This is a genomic window from Streptomyces sp. R302 (assembly GCF_012927245.1).
Classification (GTDB): Bacteria; Actinomycetota; Actinomycetes; order Streptomycetales; family Streptomycetaceae; genus Streptomyces.
In genome coordinates this window covers 187,343-205,787 of record NZ_JABBGE010000009.1, presented here as the reverse complement: position 1 = coordinate 205,787, position 18,445 = coordinate 187,343, and the positions used below count along the sequence as shown (strand labels likewise).

At 69.9% G+C, this 18,445-nt stretch carries 19 protein-coding genes, 1 tRNA gene and 1 pseudogene; 11 read left to right on the top strand and 10 right to left on the bottom strand.

Annotated features, from left to right (window positions below):
• The first annotated feature begins 101 nt into the window (after positions 1-101).
• Positions 102-1,082, top strand: coding sequence for a helix-turn-helix transcriptional regulator (locus HHL19_RS27350; protein ID WP_169093009.1), 981 nt, complete (start codon positions 102-104; stop codon positions 1,080-1,082).
• A 58-nt stretch (positions 1,083-1,140) separates the two neighbouring features.
• On the opposite strand, the gene HHL19_RS27345 is transcribed toward HHL19_RS27350, so the two are convergent.
• Genes HHL19_RS27345 through dnaK form a run of 4 tightly spaced genes read right to left on the bottom strand, consistent with a single transcriptional unit; the run spans position 1,141 to position 5,251 of the window.
• Positions 1,141-1,590 carry a helix-turn-helix domain-containing protein gene (locus HHL19_RS27345; RefSeq protein ID WP_169093008.1) on the bottom strand — a complete coding sequence of 150 codons (450 nt, stop codon included), beginning with the start codon at positions 1,588-1,590 and terminating at the stop codon, positions 1,141-1,143.
• 4 nt (positions 1,591-1,594) lie between these two features.
• Positions 1,595-2,773, bottom strand: coding sequence for a molecular chaperone DnaJ (dnaJ, locus tag HHL19_RS27340; protein ID WP_169093007.1), 1,179 nt, complete (start codon positions 2,771-2,773; stop codon positions 1,595-1,597).
• A gap of 34 nt (positions 2,774-2,807) precedes the next feature.
• Positions 2,808-3,419 (bottom strand): nucleotide exchange factor GrpE, encoded by a 612-nt coding sequence (grpE, locus tag HHL19_RS27335; RefSeq protein WP_169093006.1) that lies wholly within the window; start codon positions 3,417-3,419, stop codon positions 2,808-2,810.
• Positions 3,416-5,251 (bottom strand): molecular chaperone DnaK, encoded by a 1,836-nt coding sequence (gene dnaK / locus HHL19_RS27330; RefSeq protein ID WP_169093005.1) that lies wholly within the window; start codon positions 5,249-5,251, stop codon positions 3,416-3,418. Before dnaK ends, grpE begins: the two co-directional genes overlap by 4 nt.
• A 256-nt stretch (positions 5,252-5,507) precedes the next feature.
• Between dnaK and HHL19_RS27325 the strand changes: the two genes are divergently transcribed.
• The 3 genes from HHL19_RS27325 to HHL19_RS27315 all read left to right on the top strand — a co-directional run bounded on the left by HHL19_RS27325 (position 5,508) and on the right by HHL19_RS27315 (position 10,030).
• Positions 5,508-6,047 (top strand): sugar transferase, encoded by a 540-nt coding sequence (locus HHL19_RS27325; protein ID WP_169093004.1) that lies wholly within the window; start codon positions 5,508-5,510, stop codon positions 6,045-6,047.
• Between the two features lie 162 nt (positions 6,048-6,209).
• Entirely contained in the window at positions 6,210-8,474 is a 2,265-nt protein-coding gene (locus HHL19_RS27320; RefSeq protein ID WP_169093003.1) for a (Fe-S)-binding protein, read from the top strand.
• A gap of 728 nt (positions 8,475-9,202) precedes the next feature.
• Positions 9,203-10,030, top strand: coding sequence for a Yip1 family protein (locus HHL19_RS27315; RefSeq protein WP_169093002.1), 828 nt, complete (start codon positions 9,203-9,205; stop codon positions 10,028-10,030).
• A 66-nt stretch (positions 10,031-10,096) separates the two neighbouring features.
• On the opposite strand, the gene HHL19_RS27310 is transcribed toward HHL19_RS27315, so the two are convergent.
• Together HHL19_RS27310 and dcd are read right to left on the bottom strand one after the other, a co-directional pair.
• The gene (locus HHL19_RS27310) at positions 10,097-10,594 is read right to left on the bottom strand and encodes a phosphoribosyltransferase (protein WP_024755952.1); all 498 of its coding nucleotides are present in this window, start codon (positions 10,592-10,594) and stop codon (positions 10,097-10,099) included.
• Positions 10,595-10,608: 14 nt separating this feature from the next.
• Positions 10,609-11,184 carry a dCTP deaminase gene (dcd, locus tag HHL19_RS27305; protein WP_030690788.1) on the bottom strand — a complete coding sequence of 192 codons (576 nt, stop codon included), beginning with the start codon at positions 11,182-11,184 and terminating at the stop codon, positions 10,609-10,611.
• Between the two features lie 434 nt (positions 11,185-11,618).
• On the opposite strand from dcd, the gene HHL19_RS27300 reads away from it, so the two are divergent.
• Positions 11,619-11,689: transfer RNA gene (locus tag HHL19_RS27300), tRNA-Gly, on the top strand.
• A gap of 187 nt (positions 11,690-11,876) precedes the next feature.
• Positions 11,877-12,062 (top strand): annotated as a pseudogene (locus HHL19_RS37755) (serine hydrolase); the annotation flags it as partial.
• Positions 12,063-12,758: 696 nt separating this feature from the next.
• On the opposite strand, the gene HHL19_RS27295 reads toward HHL19_RS37755, so the two are convergent.
• Entirely contained in the window at positions 12,759-13,097 is a 339-nt protein-coding gene (locus HHL19_RS27295; RefSeq protein ID WP_169093001.1) for a MerR family transcriptional regulator, read from the bottom strand.
• A gap of 846 nt (positions 13,098-13,943) precedes the next feature.
• Here HHL19_RS27295 and HHL19_RS27290 point away from each other — a divergent pair.
• A complete protein-coding gene (locus HHL19_RS27290) occupies positions 13,944-14,270 on the top strand; it encodes an ATP-binding protein (protein WP_346768412.1) in 327 nt (108 codons plus the stop codon).
• A gap of 278 nt (positions 14,271-14,548) precedes the next feature.
• Entirely contained in the window at positions 14,549-14,977 is a 429-nt protein-coding gene (locus tag HHL19_RS37750) for an STAS domain-containing protein (RefSeq protein WP_169093000.1), read from the top strand.
• A 416-nt stretch (positions 14,978-15,393) separates the two neighbouring features.
• On the opposite strand, the gene HHL19_RS27280 is transcribed toward HHL19_RS37750, so the two are convergent.
• From HHL19_RS27280 to HHL19_RS27265, 3 genes are all read right to left on the bottom strand, one after another.
• The gene (locus tag HHL19_RS27280) at positions 15,394-15,756 is read right to left on the bottom strand and encodes a hypothetical protein (RefSeq protein WP_169092999.1); all 363 of its coding nucleotides are present in this window, start codon (positions 15,754-15,756) and stop codon (positions 15,394-15,396) included.
• 147 nt (positions 15,757-15,903) lie between these two features.
• A complete protein-coding gene (locus tag HHL19_RS27275; RefSeq protein WP_169093221.1) occupies positions 15,904-16,047 on the bottom strand; it encodes a hypothetical protein in 144 nt (47 codons plus the stop codon).
• A gap of 342 nt (positions 16,048-16,389) precedes the next feature.
• Positions 16,390-16,887: a DUF5994 family protein gene (locus HHL19_RS27265; RefSeq protein ID WP_169092998.1), complete on the bottom strand. Its 498-nt coding sequence runs from the start codon at positions 16,885-16,887 to the stop codon at positions 16,390-16,392.
• Between the two features lie 308 nt (positions 16,888-17,195).
• On the opposite strand from HHL19_RS27265, the gene HHL19_RS27260 reads away from it, so the two are divergent.
• The 3 genes from HHL19_RS27260 (at position 17,196) to HHL19_RS27250 (ending at position 18,368) form a co-directional block, all read left to right on the top strand.
• Complete coding sequence (locus tag HHL19_RS27260; protein ID WP_169092997.1) at positions 17,196-17,801, top strand: DUF5994 family protein; 606 nt, start codon at positions 17,196-17,198, stop codon at positions 17,799-17,801.
• Positions 17,789-17,998 (top strand): hypothetical protein, encoded by a 210-nt coding sequence (locus tag HHL19_RS27255; protein WP_169092996.1) that lies wholly within the window; start codon positions 17,789-17,791, stop codon positions 17,996-17,998. The genes HHL19_RS27260 and HHL19_RS27255 overlap by 13 nt, the downstream gene beginning before the upstream one ends.
• Before the next feature lie 103 nt (positions 17,999-18,101).
• Positions 18,102-18,368 (top strand): hypothetical protein, encoded by a 267-nt coding sequence (locus tag HHL19_RS27250; RefSeq protein ID WP_169092995.1) that lies wholly within the window; start codon positions 18,102-18,104, stop codon positions 18,366-18,368.
• The last annotated feature ends 77 nt before the right edge of the window (positions 18,369-18,445 follow it).

The following is an 18,445-nucleotide window of genomic DNA, read 5'->3' as shown; positions in this document are numbered from 1 at the left end:
ACCTGCTCCCCCGCAAGTCACGACGATCGCTCACTCATCCCGTTTCCACCACTCGCCCAATGCATCATGTTCCTGTAATGCAAGAGCCTGGGGGTGTACGTATGCGGATAGAACCTGACCAAAAGGTGCATTCTCACACGCACGCAGACCTGTGCGAACCGGGCAGTCGGCTCTACTCGGAGGCCCTCAGAGAAGGCCGGATCGCCCGTACCGAGATCTCGCCCGCGCCCTGCCTGATGGACCTGGACCTGCTGCGTCCCGACCCCGACGACGCCGAATGGCTCCGCCCCGTGGCACCGACGGCCGCCCTGGCCCGCCTCCTCGACCCGCTGGAGAAGGAGATACAGGAGCGCCGGCGCATGACCGTCACCCTCGCCGACGCCTTCGAACCCTTCATGGCCCTCGGCGCCCGCGACCCCTCGATGACCCACGCCATCACCGTCCTCGAAGGACTGGAGCGGATCAACGACAGCCTGGACCGCGCCGTCGCCGCGTGCACCTCGGAACTGCTCACCGTACAGCCGGGGAAGGGCCGCAGTGCGCAGACCTTCGGAGAAGCCCTGCGCCGGGTACGGCCGTTGCTCGGCCGGGGCATCAAGATGCGCACCCTGTACCAGCACACCGCGCGCCACCAGCCCATCACCCTGGCGTACCTGGAAAGCATCGGCTCCGAGGTCGAGGTCCGCACGCTGGAGGAGATCATCGACCGGCTCATCATCGTCGACCGCAAGGTCGCCTTCGTGCCGGCCAGCCGCGACCGCACCATCGCCCTCGAACTGCGCCACCAGGGGCTCGTGGAGTACCTCGGCGGGGTCTTCGACCAGTTCTGGCTCCAGGCGACGCCCCTGGACTCCCCGGTCACCTACCAGCCGCAGCTCAGCGGCATCAGCGGCGTCCAGCGCTCCATCGCCCGGCTCCTCGTCGAGGGCCACGTCGACGAGGCCATCGCCCGCCGGCTCGGGATGAACGTCCGCACCTGCCGGGCGCACATAGCGAAGCTCGCCGCCACCCTGGGCAGCGGGAGCCGCGCCCAGCTCGGCTACCTCATCGCCCGCTCCGGCCTCCTCGAACGGGACAACTGACCCCGGGACACGGGAAAGGCCCCTCCCCGCGGACGGGGAGGGGCCTTCTCGCGCGTGACTACTCGCCGCGCTTCGGAGCCGGGCGCCAGACCACCAGCGCGCCGGTCTGCTGCACGTCGGTGTACGGCACCAGGTCGCGCCGGTACGAGGCGTGCACCTGCGCCTCGCGCTGGCGCATCGCGGCGGCCGCGCCGTCGACGGCCGCGGAGAGCTCGGCGATCCGGGACTGGAGCGCCGCGACCTGGTTCTCCAGCTCGATGATGCGCTTGATCCCGGCGAGGTTGATGCCCTCGTCCTGCGACAACTGCTGCACCTGGCGGAGCAGTTCGATGTCGCGGGCCGAGTAGCGCCGGCCCCGGCCGGCCGTGCGGTCCGGGGAGACCAGACCCAGGCGGTCGTACTGGCGCAGGGTCTGCGGATGCAGCCCCGACAGCTGGGCCGCCACCGAGATGACGTACACCGGGGTCTCGTCGGTCAGTTCGTACGGGTTGCGTCTGCGTCCGTCCACCGCGTCAGGCTCCCTTCGCCGCCTCGAACAGCTCCGCCCTGGGGTCCGTCGAGACGGTCGCCTCGCGGTAGGTCTCCAGGGCCTCACGGGCCTTGTCGTCCAGCTCCTTGGGCACCGCGACCTCCACCGTCACCAGCAGGTCGCCGCGCGTGCCGTCCTTGCGGACCGCGCCCTTGCCGCGGGCGCGCATGGTCCGGCCGTTCGGGGTGCCGGCGGGCAGCTTGAGCGTGACCGCGGGGCCGCCGAGGGTCGGGACCTTGATCTCGCCGCCGAGCGCCGCCTCCGTGAAGGACACCGGCACCGTGACGGTGAGGTTGTCGTCCTTGCGCCCGAAGACCGGGTGGGCGTCGACGTGCACCACGACGAACAGGTCGCCGTGGGGTCCGCCGCGCTCGCCCGGGGCGCCCTTGCCGCGCAGCCGGATCTTCTGCCCGTCGGAGACGCCCGCCGGGATCCGGACCTGCATGGTCCGCGAGGACTTGGCCCGGCCGGAGCCCTTGCAGACCTCGCAGGGGTGCTCGGCGATCAGGCCGCGGCCCTTGCAGTCCACGCACGGGTCGGTCAGCGAGAAGCCGCCGCCGCTGCCGCGCGAGACCTGGCCGGTGCCGACGCAGGTCGGGCACACCCGGGGCGTGCCGTTCTTGTCGCCGGTGCCCGAACAGGCCGTACAGGGCTGCTGGCTGGACATCCGCAGGGGCACGGTCGCGCCCTCGATCGCCTCGGTGAAGCTGAGCGTCACCTCGGACTCGATGTCCTGGCCGCGCCGGGGCTGGGTGCGGGCACCCGCGCCGCCGCCGCGGTTGAACAGACCACCGAACACGTCCCCGATGCCGCCACCGCCGCCGCCGAAGCCGCCGGCCCCGCCCTGGGCGCCCCCGAAGAGGTCGCCCAGGTCGAAGTTGAACGAGCCGCCGCCCCCGGGCCCGCCGGCTCGGAAGCCGCCGTTCCCGAAGAGGGCGCGCGCCTCGTCGTACTCCTTGCGCTTCTTGGCGTCGCCGAGGACGTCGTTCGCCTCGGAGATCTCCTTGAAGCGCTCCTCGGCCTTGGCGTCGCCCTTGTTGGCGTCCGGATGGTTCTCGCGGGCGAGCTTCCGGTACGCCTTCTTGATCTCGGCCTCGGTGGCGTCCTTGGGGACGCCGAGGACCTTGTAGTAGTCCTTCTCGACGAAGTCCTTCGTGCTCATCGACGTCCCTCCTCCCGCGCGCGGGTGTGGCCTTCTACTCGCTGTCCTTCTCGGAGTCCTCGGACTCCTCCGCCTTGCCCTGCGCCCCCGGCTGGGGCTCGGCGACGGCCACGCGGGCGGGCCGGATGGTCCGCTCGCCGATCCGGTACCCCGGCTGCAGGATCGCGACGCAGGTCGTCTCGGTGACGTCCGGCGCGTACGAGTGCATCAGGGCCTCGTGGATCGTCGGGTCGAAGGGCTCGCCCTCCTTGCCGAACTGCTGGAGCCCCATCTTGGCGACGACGGTCTCCAGGGACTCGGCGACCGACTTGAAGCCGCCCACCAGTTCGCTGTGGTCCCGGGCCCGGCCGATGTCGTCGAGGACCGGGAGCAGGTCGGACAGGAGGCTCGCGACCGCGATCTCCTTGACCGTGACCCGGTCCCGCTCGACCCGGCGCCGGTAGTTCTGGTACTCGGCCTGGAGCCGCTGGAGGTCCGCGGTGCGCTCGGAGAGCGCCGTGCGGGCCTGGTCCAGCTGCGCCAGGAGAGCCGTGTCCGTCACGTCCCCGGCCGGGGCCGCCGTGTCCTCGGTGGACTCGGCGGCCTCGGCGGCGTCGCCGGAGGGGACGTCGGGCTTCTCCTCGAAGCCCGCGGTCTCCTCGCTCACGCCTTGCCGTCCTTCTTGGGCTCGTCGTCGACGATCTCGGCGTCGACGACGTCGTCGTCGGCCTTGGCCTCGCCGGCGGGGGCGCCGGCCTGGGCGGCCTGGGCGTCCGCGTACATGGCCTGGCCGAGCTTCTGGGAGACGGCCGCGACCTTCTCGGTGGCGGTGCGGATCTCGGCGGCGTCCTCGCCCTTGAGCTTCTCCTTCAGCTCGGCGACGGCGGCCTCGACCTCGGTCTTCACGTCGCCCGGGACCTTGTCCTCGTTGTCCTTGAGGAACTTCTCGGTCTGGTAGACGAGCGCCTCGCCCTGGTTGCGGGACTCGGCGGCCTCGCGGCGGCGGTGGTCCTCGTCCGCGTACTGCTCGGCCTCCTGGCGCATCCGGTCGACCTCGTCCTTCGGCAGCGAGGAGCCGCCGGTGACGGTCATCTTCTGCTCCTTGCCCGTGCCCAGGTCCTTGGCGGTCACGTGCATGATGCCGTTGGCGTCGATGTCGAAGGCGACCTCGATCTGCGGGACACCGCGCGGGGCCGGCGGGAGGCCGGTCAGCTCGAACATGCCGAGCTTCTTGTTGTACGCCGCGATCTCGCGCTCGCCCTGGTAGACCTGGATCTGCACGGACGGCTGGTTGTCCTCGGCCGTCGTGAAGATCTCGGACCGCTTGGTCGGGATCGTGGTGTTGCGCTCGATGAGCTTGGTCATGATGCCGCCCTTGGTCTCGATGCCGAGGGACAGCGGGGTGACGTCGAGGAGCAGGACGTCCTTGACCTCGCCCTTGAGGACACCGGCCTGCAGGACGGCGCCGATGGCGACGACCTCGTCCGGGTTCACGCCCTTGTTGGCCTCGTTGCCACCGGTCAGCTCCTTGACGAGCTCGGCGACGGCCGGCATGCGGGTCGAGCCGCCGACCAGGACCACGTGGTCGATCTCGGAGAGGGCGATGCCCGCGTCCTTGATGACGTTGTGGAACGGGACCTTGCAGCGCTCCAGGAGGTCCGAGGTGAGCTGCTGGAACTGGGCGCGGGTGAGCTTCTCGTCCAGGTGCAGCGGGCCCTCGGCGGAGGCCGTGATGTACGGGAGGTTGATGGAGGTCTCGGTCGAGGAGGAGAGCTCGATCTTCGCCTTCTCGGCCGCCTCGCGCAGACGCTGGAGCGCCATCTTGTCGAGGGACAGGTCGACGCCGTGACCGTTCTTGAACTGGGTCACCAGGTAGTCGACGACGCGCTGGTCCCAGTCGTCGCCACCGAGGTGGTTGTCGCCGTTGGTGGCCTTCACCTCGACGACGCCGTCGCCGATCTCCAGGAGGGACACGTCGAAGGTGCCGCCACCGAGGTCGAAGACGAGGATCGTCTGGTCGTCCTTGTCCAGGCCGTAGGCCAGGGCGGCCGCGGTCGGCTCGTTGACGATGCGCAGGACGTTGAGGCCCGCGATCTCACCGGCCTCCTTGGTGGCCTGGCGCTCGGAGTCGTTGAAGTACGCCGGCACGGTGATGACCGCGTCGGTGACCTTCTCGCCCAGGTAGGCCTCGGCGTCGCGCTTCAGCTTCTGGAGGATGAAGGCGGACATCTGCTGCGGGTTGAAGTTCTTCCCGTCCAGCTCGATCTTCCAGTCGGTGCCCATGTGACGCTTCACGGACCGGATGGTCCGGTCGACGTTGGTGACCGCCTGACGCTTGGCGACCTCGCCGACGAGCACCTCGCCGTTCTTGGCGAAGGCGACGACGGACGGCGTGGTCCTGGCGCCCTCGGCGTTGGTGATGACGGTGGGCTCGCCGCCTTCCAGAACGCTGACGACGGAGTTAGTCGTACCCAGGTCGATGCCGACCGCACGTGCCATTTTCGATTCCTCCAGCTGACTGACTTGAGTGGAACTGACTCAAGGATGCATGACGGAGCGCGGGGCGTCAACAGACCTGAGTCGAGTGCGCTCAACTCTTCGCCGATTCGCTCACTCAAAGAGACGCGCGGGGCGCGTCGTTCCCTGACGCGCGGGCCGGGAAGTGGCAGAGTCCTGGTGCCCCTTGTCGGGCAAAGCAGGCAGACCAGGCATATCCCACGAACATCCCATGATCTCAGCCGGAGGGGTCCGGGGCATGACGGCGAACCACCGCGATGTCGACCTCAAGCATGCCTTCGACCTCAAGCGCGCCTTCGACCTGCTCGGCGGCACGGCGCTCCTCGTCCTGCTCGCCCCCCTCCTCGGCGCCGTCGCGCTCTCGCTCTCGCTCGCCCAGGAGGGGCCCGTCCTGCGCCGCCGCACGATGGCGGGGCTGCGCGGCCGGTCCTTCACGATGCTGACCCTGCGCACCCGGAGCCCGCTGGCCGCGCTGCCGCTGCTGCTGCACGTCGTGCGGGGCCAGATGTCGCTCGTCGGGCCGTGCCCGCTCTCCCCCGGCCACCCCGAGTGCACGGGCGAGGCGCGGCGCCGGCTCTCCGTCCGTCCGGGGCTGACCGGCCCCTGGCAGATCAGCGACCGCTCCGACCTGCCCTGGGAGGAACGCGAGCTGCTCGACCTCCACTATGTGGACCACCACTGGCTCGGCATGGATCTGGCCGTCATGGCGCGTACGCTTCCAGCAGTCCGCCGACGTCGTCTCCGTCGCGCCTCCGCCCGCGCGGCAAGGCTTGCCTGAGCGACACAGATCACCGCGAGGGCCGCTACAAGTGGGGCGCTCGGACCGGTAATCTCAGCACGGACTAATTAAGTTACCGCTTAGTAGGCTCAGGGCGAGAGTGAGGGCGAGGCGAGCACAGGCCGCCCCCGCCGCGCCCCAGGCCCGCCCGAGGAGCCCGTCATGCAACTCGCCGCGATCATCGTGTCGCTGACGCTGACCGTGGTCGGCGTTGCCCTGCTCGCTCGCGCCATCGGCCAGTTCGTCGCGTACTTCAAGCTCGGCCAGCCGGTCCCGGCCGGCACCCGCACGGACAACCCCTACCAGCGCAGCGTCACCCTGGTCCGGGAGTTCCTGGGCCACACCCGGATGAACCGCTGGGGCATCGTGGGCTTCGCCCACTGGTTCGTCGCGGTCGGCTTCCTGACCCTGCCGCCGACCCTGGCGCAGGCCTTCGGCCAGCTCTTCCAGGCCGACTGGACCCTGCCGATCATCGGCGGCTTCCTGCCGTTCGAGCTCTACATCGAGTTCATCGGCGTCATGACGATCCTGGGCATCGCCGCCCTGATCGTCATCCGCCTGCTCAGCCTGCCGCGCCGCGCCGGCCGCAAGTCCCGGTTCGCCGGCTCCAAGGCGGGCCAGGCGTACTTCGTCGAGTACGTGATCCTCACCATCGGCCTCGCGATCTACGTGCTGCGCGGCCTGGAGGGCGCGATCCACCACGTCGAGGGCTACGAGGCCGCGTACTTCGCCTCGTACCCGCTGGTGCTCCTCTTCAAGGGCCTGTCGGTCACCACGCTCCAGACGCTCATCTACTTCACCGCCATGGTGAAGATCAGCACCTCGTTCATCTGGATGATCGTGGTCTCGCTGAACACCAACATGGGCGTCGCCTGGCACCGCTTCCTCGGCTTCCCGAACATCTGGTTCAAGCGCAACGCCACCGGCGAGACCGCCCTCGGCGCGCTCCAGCCGATGACGACCGGCGGCAAGCCGATCGACTTCGAGGACCCGGGCGAGGACGACGTCTACGGCGTCTCCCAGGTCGAGCAGTTCTCCTGGAAGGGCCTGCTCGACTTCTCCACCTGCACCGAGTGCGGCCGCTGCCAGTCGCAGTGCCCCGCCTGGAACACCGGCAAGCCGCTCTCCCCCAAGCTCCTCATCATGTCCCTCCGGGACCACGCCCACGCCAAGGCGCCGTACCTGCTCGCCGGCGGCGGCAAGGACATGGAGGGCAACGAGAAGGCCTCCGAGGAGCAGCTGAAGGACGTCCCCGCCGCGGCCCTGGCCGAGGCCGAGCGCCCCCTCATCGGCACCGCCGAGGAGAACGGCGTCATCGACCCGGACGTCCTGTGGTCCTGCACCACCTGCGGCGCCTGCGTCGAGCAGTGCCCGGTCGACATCGAGCACATCGACCACATCGTCGACATGCGCCGCTACCAGGTCATGATCGAGTCCGCCTTCCCGTCCGAGGCCGGCACGATGCTGAAGAACCTGGAGAAGAAGGGCAACCCCTGGGGTCTCGCCAAGAAGCAGCGCGTCGAGTGGACCAAGGAGGTCGACTTCGAGGTCCCGATCGTCGGCAAGGACATCGAGGACCTGTCCGAGGTCGACTACCTCTACTGGGTCGGCTGCGCGGGCGCTCTCGAAGACCGCGCCAAGAAGACCACGAAGGCCTTCGCCGAGCTCCTCCACATCGCGGGCGTCAAGTTCGCGATCATGGGCGGCGAGGAGAAGTGCACCGGTGACTCCCCGCGCCGTCTGGGCAACGAGCCGCTCTTCCAGCAGCTCGGCCAGGAGAACGTCGCGATGCTGAACATGGCGTTCGGCGAGGACGACGAGGACGAGTCGACGAAGAAGCCGAAGTCGGCGAAGAAGATCGTCTCGACCTGCCCGCACTGCTTCAACACCATCGCCAACGAGTACCCGCAGCTCGGCGGCGAGTACGAGGTCATCCACCACACCCAGCTGCTCCAGCACCTCATCGACGAGGGCAAGCTGATCCCGGTGACCCCGGTCGACGGCCTCATCACCTACCACGACCCGTGCTACCTGGGCCGCCACAACAAGGTCTACACGCCCCCGCGCGAGATCATGTCGGCCGTCCCCGGCCTGCGCCAGCAGGAGATGCACCGCCACAAGGAGCGCGGCTTCTGCTGCGGCGCCGGCGGCGCGCGGATGTGGATGGAGGAGCGGATCGGCAAGCGCATCAACACCGAGCGCGTCGACGAGGCCCTCTCCCTCAACCCGGACATCGTCTCCACCGCCTGCCCGTTCTGCCTCGTCATGCTCACGGACTCCGTGAACGGCAAGAAGAACGACGGCAAGGCCAAGGAGAGCCTCCAGGTCGTCGACGTGGCCCAGCTGCTGCTCGACTCCGTGAAGACCCCGGTCGACCCCGAGCCGGAGACCCCGGCGGAGGAGCCGGAGCCCGAGCCGGCCGGGTAACCGCATGAACGGAGGAAGGGCCCGCCCCGCGTGAGCGTGGGGTGGGCCCTTCCGTCATAGGTGCGTCAGGCGTGGTGCTCGGCGACGAGCGTGCCGTTGGTGAGGGACACCTCAACGTGGGCCCGTTCTTGGCGTGCTTGACGACGGTGCGGTCGGGAGGGCAACGGCGGCAGTGCAACAGGACACGGGTACGGCGGTTGAGAAGTGCGGAGAACCCCAAGGGGTTGGGAGCTGTTCGCCGGGGAGCCGGCAGAACAGTGCTTTAGCTCGATCGTGTGATGGTGGGCTTGCGGGCTTGCGGCGGCCTGGGCCGTTCGGGCTACGGTGATCAGGCGATCTGGGACGCCGGGTACGGCGCCAGCAGTCGGGGCCCCCGCTCCACCGGTGTGATGGTTCGGGGCCTCCCCGTCGCCTCTGGCCGTACCCACATGGCCAGGTCGTGAGGGAACCGGCCTCCCGGGCCCGGACCACGCACAGGATGCGTGTCGCCTCCCCGGGGTCGAGTACGCCGGGGACCAGCGCACCCAAGACCGTTCGGGGCGCGCGGCCGAGCGACTCACCCCCGCCCGGTCCACAGGAACGGTTTCGCTGCTGACCCCACCAAAGCTACGGGCAGCACGTTTTGTGACGGCGGGCCCGTTCCTTCGGTGCCGAGCTGTGCCCCTAGGGATGTCACAGCTCGGCACCGAAGGAACGGGCCCGCCGCGAAACCGGGTACGTTCATCGACGTGGCTGGATTCAGGAACGGACGCGGCCGGGACAACCGCCCCCCGCAGCAACAGCATCGACCGCAGCAGGCGCCGTACGGGTACAACGCGCCCCCGCAGGCGTACCCGCAGCAGCAGTGGCAGCAACAGCCACAGCAGCAGCCGTACGGGGAGCCCGAGTACTTCGGCGACCCGCACGCGCAGCACCACGCGGCGACGGCGAACAACCCGGGCCACACCCAGATGTTCAGCGTCGACGACCCCTACGGGCAGGCGGGCGCGTACCAGGCCCCGCCCGTCCCCGTCGGCCCCCGCCTGCCGTGGAAGGGCCTCCTGAGCGGCATCGTGCTGCGCCCGGCGGACACCTTCCTCCGGATGCGCGACCACGCGGTCTGGGGCCCGGCGCTGATCGTCACCTTCCTCTACGGCCTGCTGGCGATCTTCGGCTTCGACCAGGCCCGCGACGAGGTGCTGAACGCGACCATCGCGAGCACGATCCCGTACGTCCTGATGACCGGCGTCGGCTTCGTCCTCGCCGGCCTGATCCTGGGCGCGGTCACCCACACCCTGGCCCGCCAGCTCGGCGGCGACGGCTCCTGGCAGCCCACGGTCGGCCTCTCCATGCTGATCATGTCGCTCACCGACGCCCCCCGCCTCCTCTTCGCCCTCTTCCTGGGCGGCGAGAACGGCCTGGTGCAGATCATCGGCTGGGCCACCTGGCTCGCCGCCGGCGCCCTCTTCACCCTCATGATCAGCCGCTCCCACGACCTCCCCTGGCCCAAGGCCCTCGGCGCCTCGGCGATCCAGCTGGCGGCCCTCCTGAGCCTGATCAAGCTGGGCACGCTGTAAGAGGAACGGAGCGGACGGACATGCGAAAGGGCCCCCTGACGGGGGCCCTTTCGCATGTCCGGGGACTCAGGCGTCGAGGACCTGGCCCTCGCGCTTGACGACCGGCGGCTCGACCGACCAGGGGAAGTTGATCCACTCGTCCGTCTTCTTCCAGACGTACTCGCACTTCACGAGGGAGTGGGACTTCTCGTAGATGACGGCGGAGCGGACCTCGGCGACGTGGTCGACGCAGAAGTCGTGGACCAGCTTGAGGGTCTTGCCGGTGTCGGCGACGTCGTCGGTGATCAGGACCTTCTTGTCGGAGAAGTCGATCGCGTCCGGCACGGGCGCCAGCATGACCGGCATCTCCAGCGTGGTCCCCACACCCGTGTAGAACTCCACGTTCACGAGGTGGATGTTCTTGCAGTCCAGCGCGTAGGCGAGCCCGCCGGCGACGAAGACGCCGCCCCGCGCGATCGAGAGGACGATGTCGGGCTCGTACCCGTCGTCGGCGATGGTCTGCGCCAGCTCGCGGACGGCCGTCCCGAAGCCCTCGTACGTCAGGTTCTCGCGTACTTCACTCATGTCCGGCTACCGCCTCACACCTGGGTCCGATGGAAGTTCATGTACGAGCGGGACGCCGTCGGCCCCCGCTGCCCCTGGTACCGGGAGCCGTACCGCTCGCTGCCGTACGGGAACTCGGCGGGCGAGCTCAGCCGGAACATGCACAGCTGCCCGATCTTCATCCCCGGCCACAGCTTGATGGGGAGGGTCGCGAGGTTCGACAGCTCCAGCGTCACGTGCCCCGAGAACCCCGGGTCGATGAACCCGGCGGTGGAGTGCGTCACGAGCCCGAGTCGCCCGAGGGAACTCTTCCCCTCCAGCCTCGAAGCAATATCGTCCGGCAGGGTGATGACCTCGTAGGTCGAGGCGAGCACGAACTCGCCCGGGTGCAGGATGAACGCCTCGTCGCCCTCCGGCTCCACCTCGCGCGTCAGGTCGAGCTGCTCGACGGCGGGGTCGATGTGCGGGTAGCGGTGGTTCTCGAACACCCGGAAGAAGCGGTCGAGGCGCACGTCGATACTCGACGGCTGCACCATGGATTCGTCGTACGGGTCGATGCGCACCCGCCCGGCATCGATCTCGGCCCGGATGTCCTTGTCTGAGAGAAGCACGCCCCCACGATACGCAGAGGGCGCGGACCTCCCCAATCGGGACCGGCTCCGCGCCCCACCCGCTTCACCCAGCTCAGCGCTGCCTCAGCACTGCCTCAGCGCTGCTGAACCTCCACCGGCACCGCACGCCTCAACCGCGCACACCGCGGACACCGGATGAGCCGCCCGGGCCCGATCCGCCCGGCCCCGAGCTGCTGAAGCGGAAACGATGCGGTACTGAACACGTGCCCTTCGGCACAGCGGACGACGGTGCGCTCCACGGAACCCATCAAGTCCCTTCCCCTACACACATGCTGGCTGAGACAGCCACATTAGGGGATCAACAGGACACCCTCCACACGGCACTCCGACCCACCGGACACCCACCGAACTACGCCACCCGTGGCGCATGGGGTACAGTGTGCAACGATGCGACCGGCTCATCCGGCCGCAACGCGGATGTAGTTTAATGGTAGAACATGAGCTTCCCAAGCTTATAGCGCGGGTTCGATTCCCGTCATCCGCTCTTGAGGAAGGGCCCAGGTCAGAGACCTGGGCCCTTTTCGTCGTCCAGACCTCTCAGGGGTCGCGTGCCGTTCACGTGCCATACGCGATCTTCTGCGGCGTCAGGAAAAGGCCGACCCGAACCGGACCTCGCCGGGGATGGCGGCCCGGGATCGATCCAGCTCCGCAGAGGCCGGCAGAAGCTGTGGGCACTCACCGCGCAGACCGGCGACCTCCAGTCCGAGCGCGGCCTGTTCTGGCACCCGGCCCCCGGGACCACCGACGAGCCGGATGTCCGGGGCCAGTGGACGGTCCCGCCGACCGGCAGGCTCTACTGCACCCGCGACCGCCGGCCGCTGGCCGACGTCCGCAACGGCTTCCGAGAGCTGGGGTTCGGCTCAGACAGTCCTGGCACGTTCCCCCGAGGGGACAGAGAACCGGTTGTTGCGGGGGGTGTACCGGTCTTCCAGCCCCGGACCGGGGTGAGGGTGCGTCCACGGTCCACAGCCGGTCGATCGCGTCGGCGGGGCGGGGGCCGGCTCGGCCGCGACCAGCGGCCGCAGCGGCTGGTCCACCTGGCACAAGGTCGTGGGAGTACAGCCGAGGAGCGGGGTGATGTACGTGCGGTAGCCGAACGGCCGCTGGCGGGACCCGGCCGCCGGCGGCGGATCCCACGGCCTGCCGCCCACGGGTCCGTTCCCGCCTCGTTCCCGCTCGAACTGCCGCATCCGCAGATCCATGAAGGTCTGCACCCGAAGCGGCTCAGCCTCGACACCACACGCGTACAAGACAAGTGCCCGTATCACGGCCTGCTGCGACCGCTTCAACGGATCGGGTCGGTTCCGGTGGCCATGTCTGGTGCCTTCCAGTCGACGGACACCTTCCGCGGCATGCGGGAGGCAGAGGTGATCGCCCTGGCTCCTTCCCTGCGGCACAGCACAGTGAAAATGCCCATGCGGACGGCATGGGCAAAGGAGACTTCCGAACCACGACAGCAAACCCGGACATGACACGGCGTGACTTACGGTCACCAGTACGGGAGGTCCGGGGGAGTGACGGTGGCCCGCCTTGCACGGCGGGCCGGGAGCCGTTCAGGTCGCGTTCGGCGGAGGGGCCGCTTCGGCGGCGCGGCGGTACCGGGCGTTGATCCGCTGCGCTTCTTCGAGCTGGTCCTCAAGGACGATGATGCGGCAGGCGGCCTCGATGGGGGTGCCCTGGTCGACGAGGTCGCGGGCGCGGGTGGCGATGCGCAGCTGGTAGCGGGAGTAGCGGCGGTGGCCGCCTTCGGAGCGCAGCGGGGTGATGAGGCGGTGCTCGCCCAGGGCCCTGAGGAAGGCGGGGGTGGTACCGGTCATCTCGGCGGCCCGGCCCATGGTGTAGGCGGGGTAGTCGTCGTCGTCGAGTCGGTCATAGGTGTTGTCTGCTGTCATCGGCACCTTCCTGGGGCACGCGTCGAGGGGCCCTGGTGCCGTACGGCACCAGGGCCCCGAAGGAACTGCTACACCATCCGCCGACTCTGATACCGCGTCGGCTCGTCATATCCGCATCCCGGGCCTGACTGCGGTCGGGGGTGCGGGGATCGCGGTTGCTTGACCGGAGACCACCTCACTATCGATGTCCTGCGGTACCCGGGGGCCTGACACTGCCGCCCGGGCGATCCTGATGGCGTTCGGCTCCTCCGTTCCTTCATCGGTCTGCACTACTTCACGCGGGTGTTGCGGGTACTGCACTGCGGCCCACGGTGGCGCCGCCCGGCGGCAGGCCCTGCGGTCGCCCTTCGTGGCCACAGGACCTGCCGCCGGTCCGCCCGGTGCGCGCGTCCGCAGCCGACGCCTTTCATCCGGGGTACTGCTCACCGGCATGGTGCCGGCTACTGCGGGGTGCGCGTCCGCTACTGCCATGACCGCGGACCGCCTGCGGCGGCCCCTGATCACTGCGGGCCGCCCGGTGCGGCGGTCAGCCCCGTCGCCGTCCTGCAACATCCGTGGCTTCGGAGCTCCACCGCCGCACCGTCATGCGTACTGCACCTGTACTGCTGATTCCGCTTGCCGGCAGTTCACCTCTGCCAGGCCCTGCTGACTTCCTTGGGCTACGACAGAAACCATACCTACACCACAACTCAATGTCTACTCTCGCCAATGTAGATTTTCGACCTTCAGGCGGGAAGGTCGGCGCTCACGCCTGCGACGGCAGGATCGCGTGGATGAGGAGTCACGGTCCGGGACGGACGCACCTAAAACACATAGACCGACGACCGTTCAGAGTCGGAGGACGTAATGGACACGGTGAGCGTCAGCATCGACAACGTCCGGCCCGCCGGTGGTGTCGGGGCGGCTCGGGACAGCGCCCGGTCCTTCCTCGAAGGTCTTGCTCCGGCACTCGCGCCGGAAACTGCCGCCACCGTGGTCGTGGTCGTCTCGGAACTCGTCACCGACGCGCGCCGCCACGGCGGCGGCGCCTGCGCCCTCCGCCGCACCGCCCACCCCGACGGCTTCGAGGTGACCGTGCAGGACCACAGCCCTCGGCTCCCCCGCACACGCGCCCCGACCTGCACGGCGGCGCAGGAGGTTTCAGCTTGCCGCTGGTCGACCTTCTCGCTCTAGCGACCAGCGTCGCCAGGGCCCCCTCCTGCGGGCTCGCGACCGGGCCCGACTCGTCGACGGGATCGCTGAGCGGTCGTCCCCCTGCCGCGAGGACGACGCGGGTCTCCATGCCGGTGCGTGACCCCAGCGATCTTGGATGCCGTGGTCACGTCACGGGCGCTCGCGTGCCTCGCCAGGGTGGTTGGTTTCCCCCGTACCGGGGATCGGGAGTGGGCGCTTGGGGTGAAAGGGGCACGTGACTCGTGTCCCGGGGCCGGGCCGGGAGCGTTGGCGGGGATGTGAGTACCTCGACCACCGCCCCGATACTGCCGGCGCCTCTCGCCACCCCCACCTCCACCCCTCCCCTTGTGCACGACTCGGGCGCGGACACCGCGCCCGGCGTCATAGTCATCGACTCCTGCACCACCCTGGGCGCCACTCTGGTCGTCCGCCTCACCGGGGAGATCGACCACTACAGCGCCGCACCGCTGCGTGCGCTGCTGGCCTCCGCGGCCGACGACGGCTGCACCGGCCTCGTCCTGGACACCTCGCGGGTCACTTTCTGCGACGCCGGTTTCCTGGCCGTCCTCGACTGGTGGCCCCGGCACGGACGCCGCCTCAGGCTCGTGAACCGCTCCCCGGCCGTCCGGCGTCTCCTGGACATCGTGGCCACAGCAGGCCGACCACCGGCCCGGGCCGGCTCACCCACGGCAGCAGTCGCGTCATGACGTTCAGGCTCCTGGTCTGCGGCCCCATGTCTGCGGCAGTCCACCTCATGCACTGGCATTCCCGGGAAACACGGCATCGCCGCCCCGTCCGGCCCTCCGGTCCCACACGCCGCGGAGCCTTGATCCGCTGCCGCCCGGCAGCGGTATTCCTGGGCTCCACGGCATAGACACGGGCCGGTGTGGGGGCCCGTGCCGGCTCGCGGGCCCCCACACCAGCGTCACCGCCCCTTGAGCCACACGCGTGGCCAGACGCATTCGAACGAAACGAGAGCGAAGCCGACGGGTGCACGGCAGGAGAGCCGATGGCGCATCGTCTCGACGGGCCGCGCCGCAGGGCTGCGGCATCGTCACCCTGGCGACCAGCTGATGCTCGGGCCCTCTCAGGTATCGACGGGCGGACTTCCTTGCACGCGAGGTCAGTGATCGGAGTAGCTGACATCGCCCATGGTCCAGGCGCTGATGTCCGCGATCGAGACACGGTACATCCCGCCCGTCTCCGGGATCCCGACCGTTCCTTGAAGGATCCGCGCCAGGTGGAAGTGCAGATGTGTGGGCGGCTCGTCCTTCACCACCGCGCCGGCGGAGAAGACGGCGGAGAACTCGGCCAGGCGGTCGGAGTCCGCCAGTACCTCCGAGACCCGCTGCCGCCACACCGCCTCGGGTGCCAGCCGACCCGTGATGACAGCGCCCCCGATGACGACGGTCAGGGACATCTGATTGCTCCGCCCGGACTCCACCAGCCGGGCGACGTCAACGAGCAGTTCGTCGGTCTTCGACATGGGAGCCGATCCTACGGGTCCCCTCACCCCGTCCACAGGTTCGCGGCGGGATCCGCCGAACCGGCGGAGGACCAGCCGCCCGAGGCCGTTCGCCCAGGGGCAGCGGCCTGGGGCTTCGTCGTCGACCCGCTCCGGCCGTCCCTCAGATCACCGGAGCGGGCGATGGCGGGCTGGGTGGCGGGTGCGCAGGGCCGTGTGGAAGCGGTCCGCCACGAGTACCGCGATGCCGACGAAGAGCAGGAAGAGGAGTCCGTCGGCGTCGACGCCGACGAGGCCCAGGGTCATCGCCATGATGATCAGGGCGATGGGCGAGTGGCATGGAGGCCGCCCCCCGGCGGTCGGGTGCTCAGCGTCGGCGGGTTGCCGGTTTCCGTTCGCGCCGGGTTCGTAAGCGAGGCCGCAGTGGCGGAAGACGGCTTCCTCGTCCTCGAAGGGCAGGACATCGTCCGTGCCGATGGAGGGGCTCCGCTCGCCAGCTTCCTGTCGTGGGCGACCCGCGCGCACCCTGGCCCGGCCGTGGCCATGACCGGTTCGTCGGTGCCGGTGTCGACGTAGACGAATTCTCGCCGATCTTGTGGCCGCCGGGGTCCGCCACGTCCTGGTCGCGCCGCTCGCGGATGTCCGCCGTCCGGATCACGCCTCGCCTCCCTGTCCGATCGCCGGTGGGGCGGGTGTGGCGACGAGGAGCTCGGCGGCCTGCGTGATGTTGTCGGCCCGGACCGCGCGAGCCATGGCCGTACGGGCGGCATCGGGTTCCGTGTCCGGCGGCACCACCATCAGCGCGAAGTGGTCCTTGTCGCCCCGAGTGATCAGGACGGTGTCGTCGCCGACGGGGAAGGAGTCGAGGCGGACGACCCGATCGTCGATGATCAGCCGGGGCGGGATCTCGTCCCACGCGGTGGCGTCCAGGCCGACCCGGGTGATGGGGCCGAGGTGTTCGGTCAGGGCGGACACCAGGGCGGGAACCTCCTGCTCCACGTCTCGGGTGCGCGGCCACCAGGCCCCGTCCAGGACGCCCTGCCGGGAGTGCGTCGTCTCCAGCCGGAGCAGCGCCGTACCGGGTCGTACCGCCTGGTGGATCTCGTCCGGCAGGAGCTTGGGGGGCAGGGGCGGGATGTCGGAGTCGGCCATCGTGGATCCGCTCGTCTACGAGTGCGGTGCCGCGGCCCGTCACGGCCGCGCCCGAGAGGGCGGCAGGCCGCCGGCGGGCGACTGTGCCGTCATTTCACGGTAACCCCTGCTCCCGTACGCCCGCCTGTCGCCGCACGCTCGTCCGTCCGAACCGGAAGCACCTCCCCTTCATCATGCCGAGAACGGAACGATTCAGACGTACGCTGGAAGCACCGGGAGTACTTCGAGCACCAGCTTTCACGCCGGTGTCATTTCCGGGGAACACGAAAAACCGGGCTGCTGACGGGCCGCCCGGGGGCAGGTCCGCCATGACCACCATCCCCGACAGGACAGCGAACCGCACCCTCACCCCAGGACTTCCGGCACGCTTGTCGCTCACCCCGAAGACCACACTCGCCGGGCGGCTCGACGGCGCCTGGTGGCCCCGTTCACGCGACCTGGCAACCGAGCTGCCGCCGCTGGCGGACGCCCTCGAAGGACGCTGGGGTCGGATCACCCGTGTCCTGGTGAATCCCGGCCACTGGCCCGTCGTCCCACACAAGGTCGCCGTCACCGGGCACGTCCTGCACGTGGGCTGGTTCACCGAGCAGGACCCGGACAAGATCATCGTCTTGTCCTACGTGACCGGCCGCTGCGACCTGCTCGTGGTTCCGCCCGAGGCCGAACCCGCCTCCGCGGCCCGGCTGATGACCGCCGCCGCCGTCCCCGGCAGCCTCCTCACCGCGGACTCGCTGATGTCCGGAGAGGCCGCGACCGGCCGCCGTATGCGTGAGGCACGCAGCAGCGAGGACGCCTGGGAGAGCGAGGGCGGGGCCGCCCCGGCGCCCCGGTCGCACCCAGCGGCGCAACCCGTCGTCGGCGCGCGGATGATCCCCCTGCCGGGGTACATGCGGGTGACGACATGGAGACCGTGATCACGCTCCTGGCGGGCGCGTTCCTGATCGCGCTCGGCACGCGCCTGATCCACCGGCTCAACGCCCCGCACGACGTACGCACAGCGGCCCACCGCTTCGGCGACCCCCACCCCGCCCTCAGCCGTCCCCCGACCACAGCAACCCCGGGCCGCCGGAGCGAATCGCCCGCCGCCCGGCCTACGGGCACCTGGCCCTGACCTCGGACCACTCTTCCGACCGAAGACCGCGGGTGGGGCACCCGACACCAGGGACAACCCACCCGCCGACCTCTCGCCTTCGTCCCGAACGGAGCACATCGTCTTGCACCCCACCGAGAACGAGCCCCTGCCGCAGGCGGGGTACGCCGAGATCCGTATCGTCTCCGCCACGCCCGAGGCCGCTCGCGCGGTCGCCGAAGTGATCCGCCGGTGCTTCGCAGGGGCGGAACAGCGCAGCTACCCCGCGCCGGGCGGCGGCACACGGCTCCATCTCACCGTCGACACCGAGACCGCGGCCGGTCCCGCCCGCACCTGGCTCGCCACCAGCAGATCCCCCACCGGCACCGGCGCCCACGCCGAGGAAGCCTGACCGGCGGGCTCGAAAGCGCCCCGAGGGGGAGCCCCGACCACCCTGCAACCGGTGCCCCCGCACGGCGGCCAGGTGGC

Bases quoted from the DNA above. Each gene is read 5' to 3' on its own strand.
- HHL19_RS27310 (WP_024755952.1), bottom strand. From the start codon at position 10,594: ATGAGTGAAGTACGCGAGAACCTGACGTACGAGGGCTTCGGGACGGCC.
- dnaK (WP_169093005.1), bottom strand. From the start codon at position 5,251: ATGGCACGTGCGGTCGGCATCGACCTGGGTACGACTAACTCCGTCGTC.
- dnaJ (WP_169093007.1), bottom strand. From the start codon at position 2,773: ATGAGCACGAAGGACTTCGTCGAGAAGGACTACTACAAGGTCCTCGGC.
- HHL19_RS27275 (WP_169093221.1), bottom strand. From the start codon at position 16,047: ATGGCGATGACCCTGGGCCTCGTCGGCGTCGACGCCGACGGACTCCTC.
- HHL19_RS27280 (WP_169092999.1), bottom strand. From the start codon at position 15,756: ATGTCGAAGACCGACGAACTGCTCGTTGACGTCGCCCGGCTGGTGGAG.
- HHL19_RS27295 (WP_169093001.1), bottom strand. From the start codon at position 13,097: ATGACAGCAGACAACACCTATGACCGACTCGACGACGACGACTACCCC.
- HHL19_RS27260 (WP_169092997.1), top strand. From the start codon at position 17,196: ATGACCACCATCCCCGACAGGACAGCGAACCGCACCCTCACCCCAGGA.
- HHL19_RS27265 (WP_169092998.1), bottom strand. From the start codon at position 16,887: ATGGCCGACTCCGACATCCCGCCCCTGCCCCCCAAGCTCCTGCCGGAC.
- HHL19_RS27255 (WP_169092996.1), top strand. From the start codon at position 17,789: ATGGAGACCGTGATCACGCTCCTGGCGGGCGCGTTCCTGATCGCGCTC.
- HHL19_RS27325 (WP_169093004.1), top strand. From the start codon at position 5,508: ATGACGGCGAACCACCGCGATGTCGACCTCAAGCATGCCTTCGACCTC.
- HHL19_RS27290 (WP_346768412.1), top strand. From the start codon at position 13,944: ATGGACACGGTGAGCGTCAGCATCGACAACGTCCGGCCCGCCGGTGGT.
- HHL19_RS27350 (WP_169093009.1), top strand. From the start codon at position 102: ATGCGGATAGAACCTGACCAAAAGGTGCATTCTCACACGCACGCAGAC.
- HHL19_RS27320 (WP_169093003.1), top strand. From the start codon at position 6,210: ATGCAACTCGCCGCGATCATCGTGTCGCTGACGCTGACCGTGGTCGGC.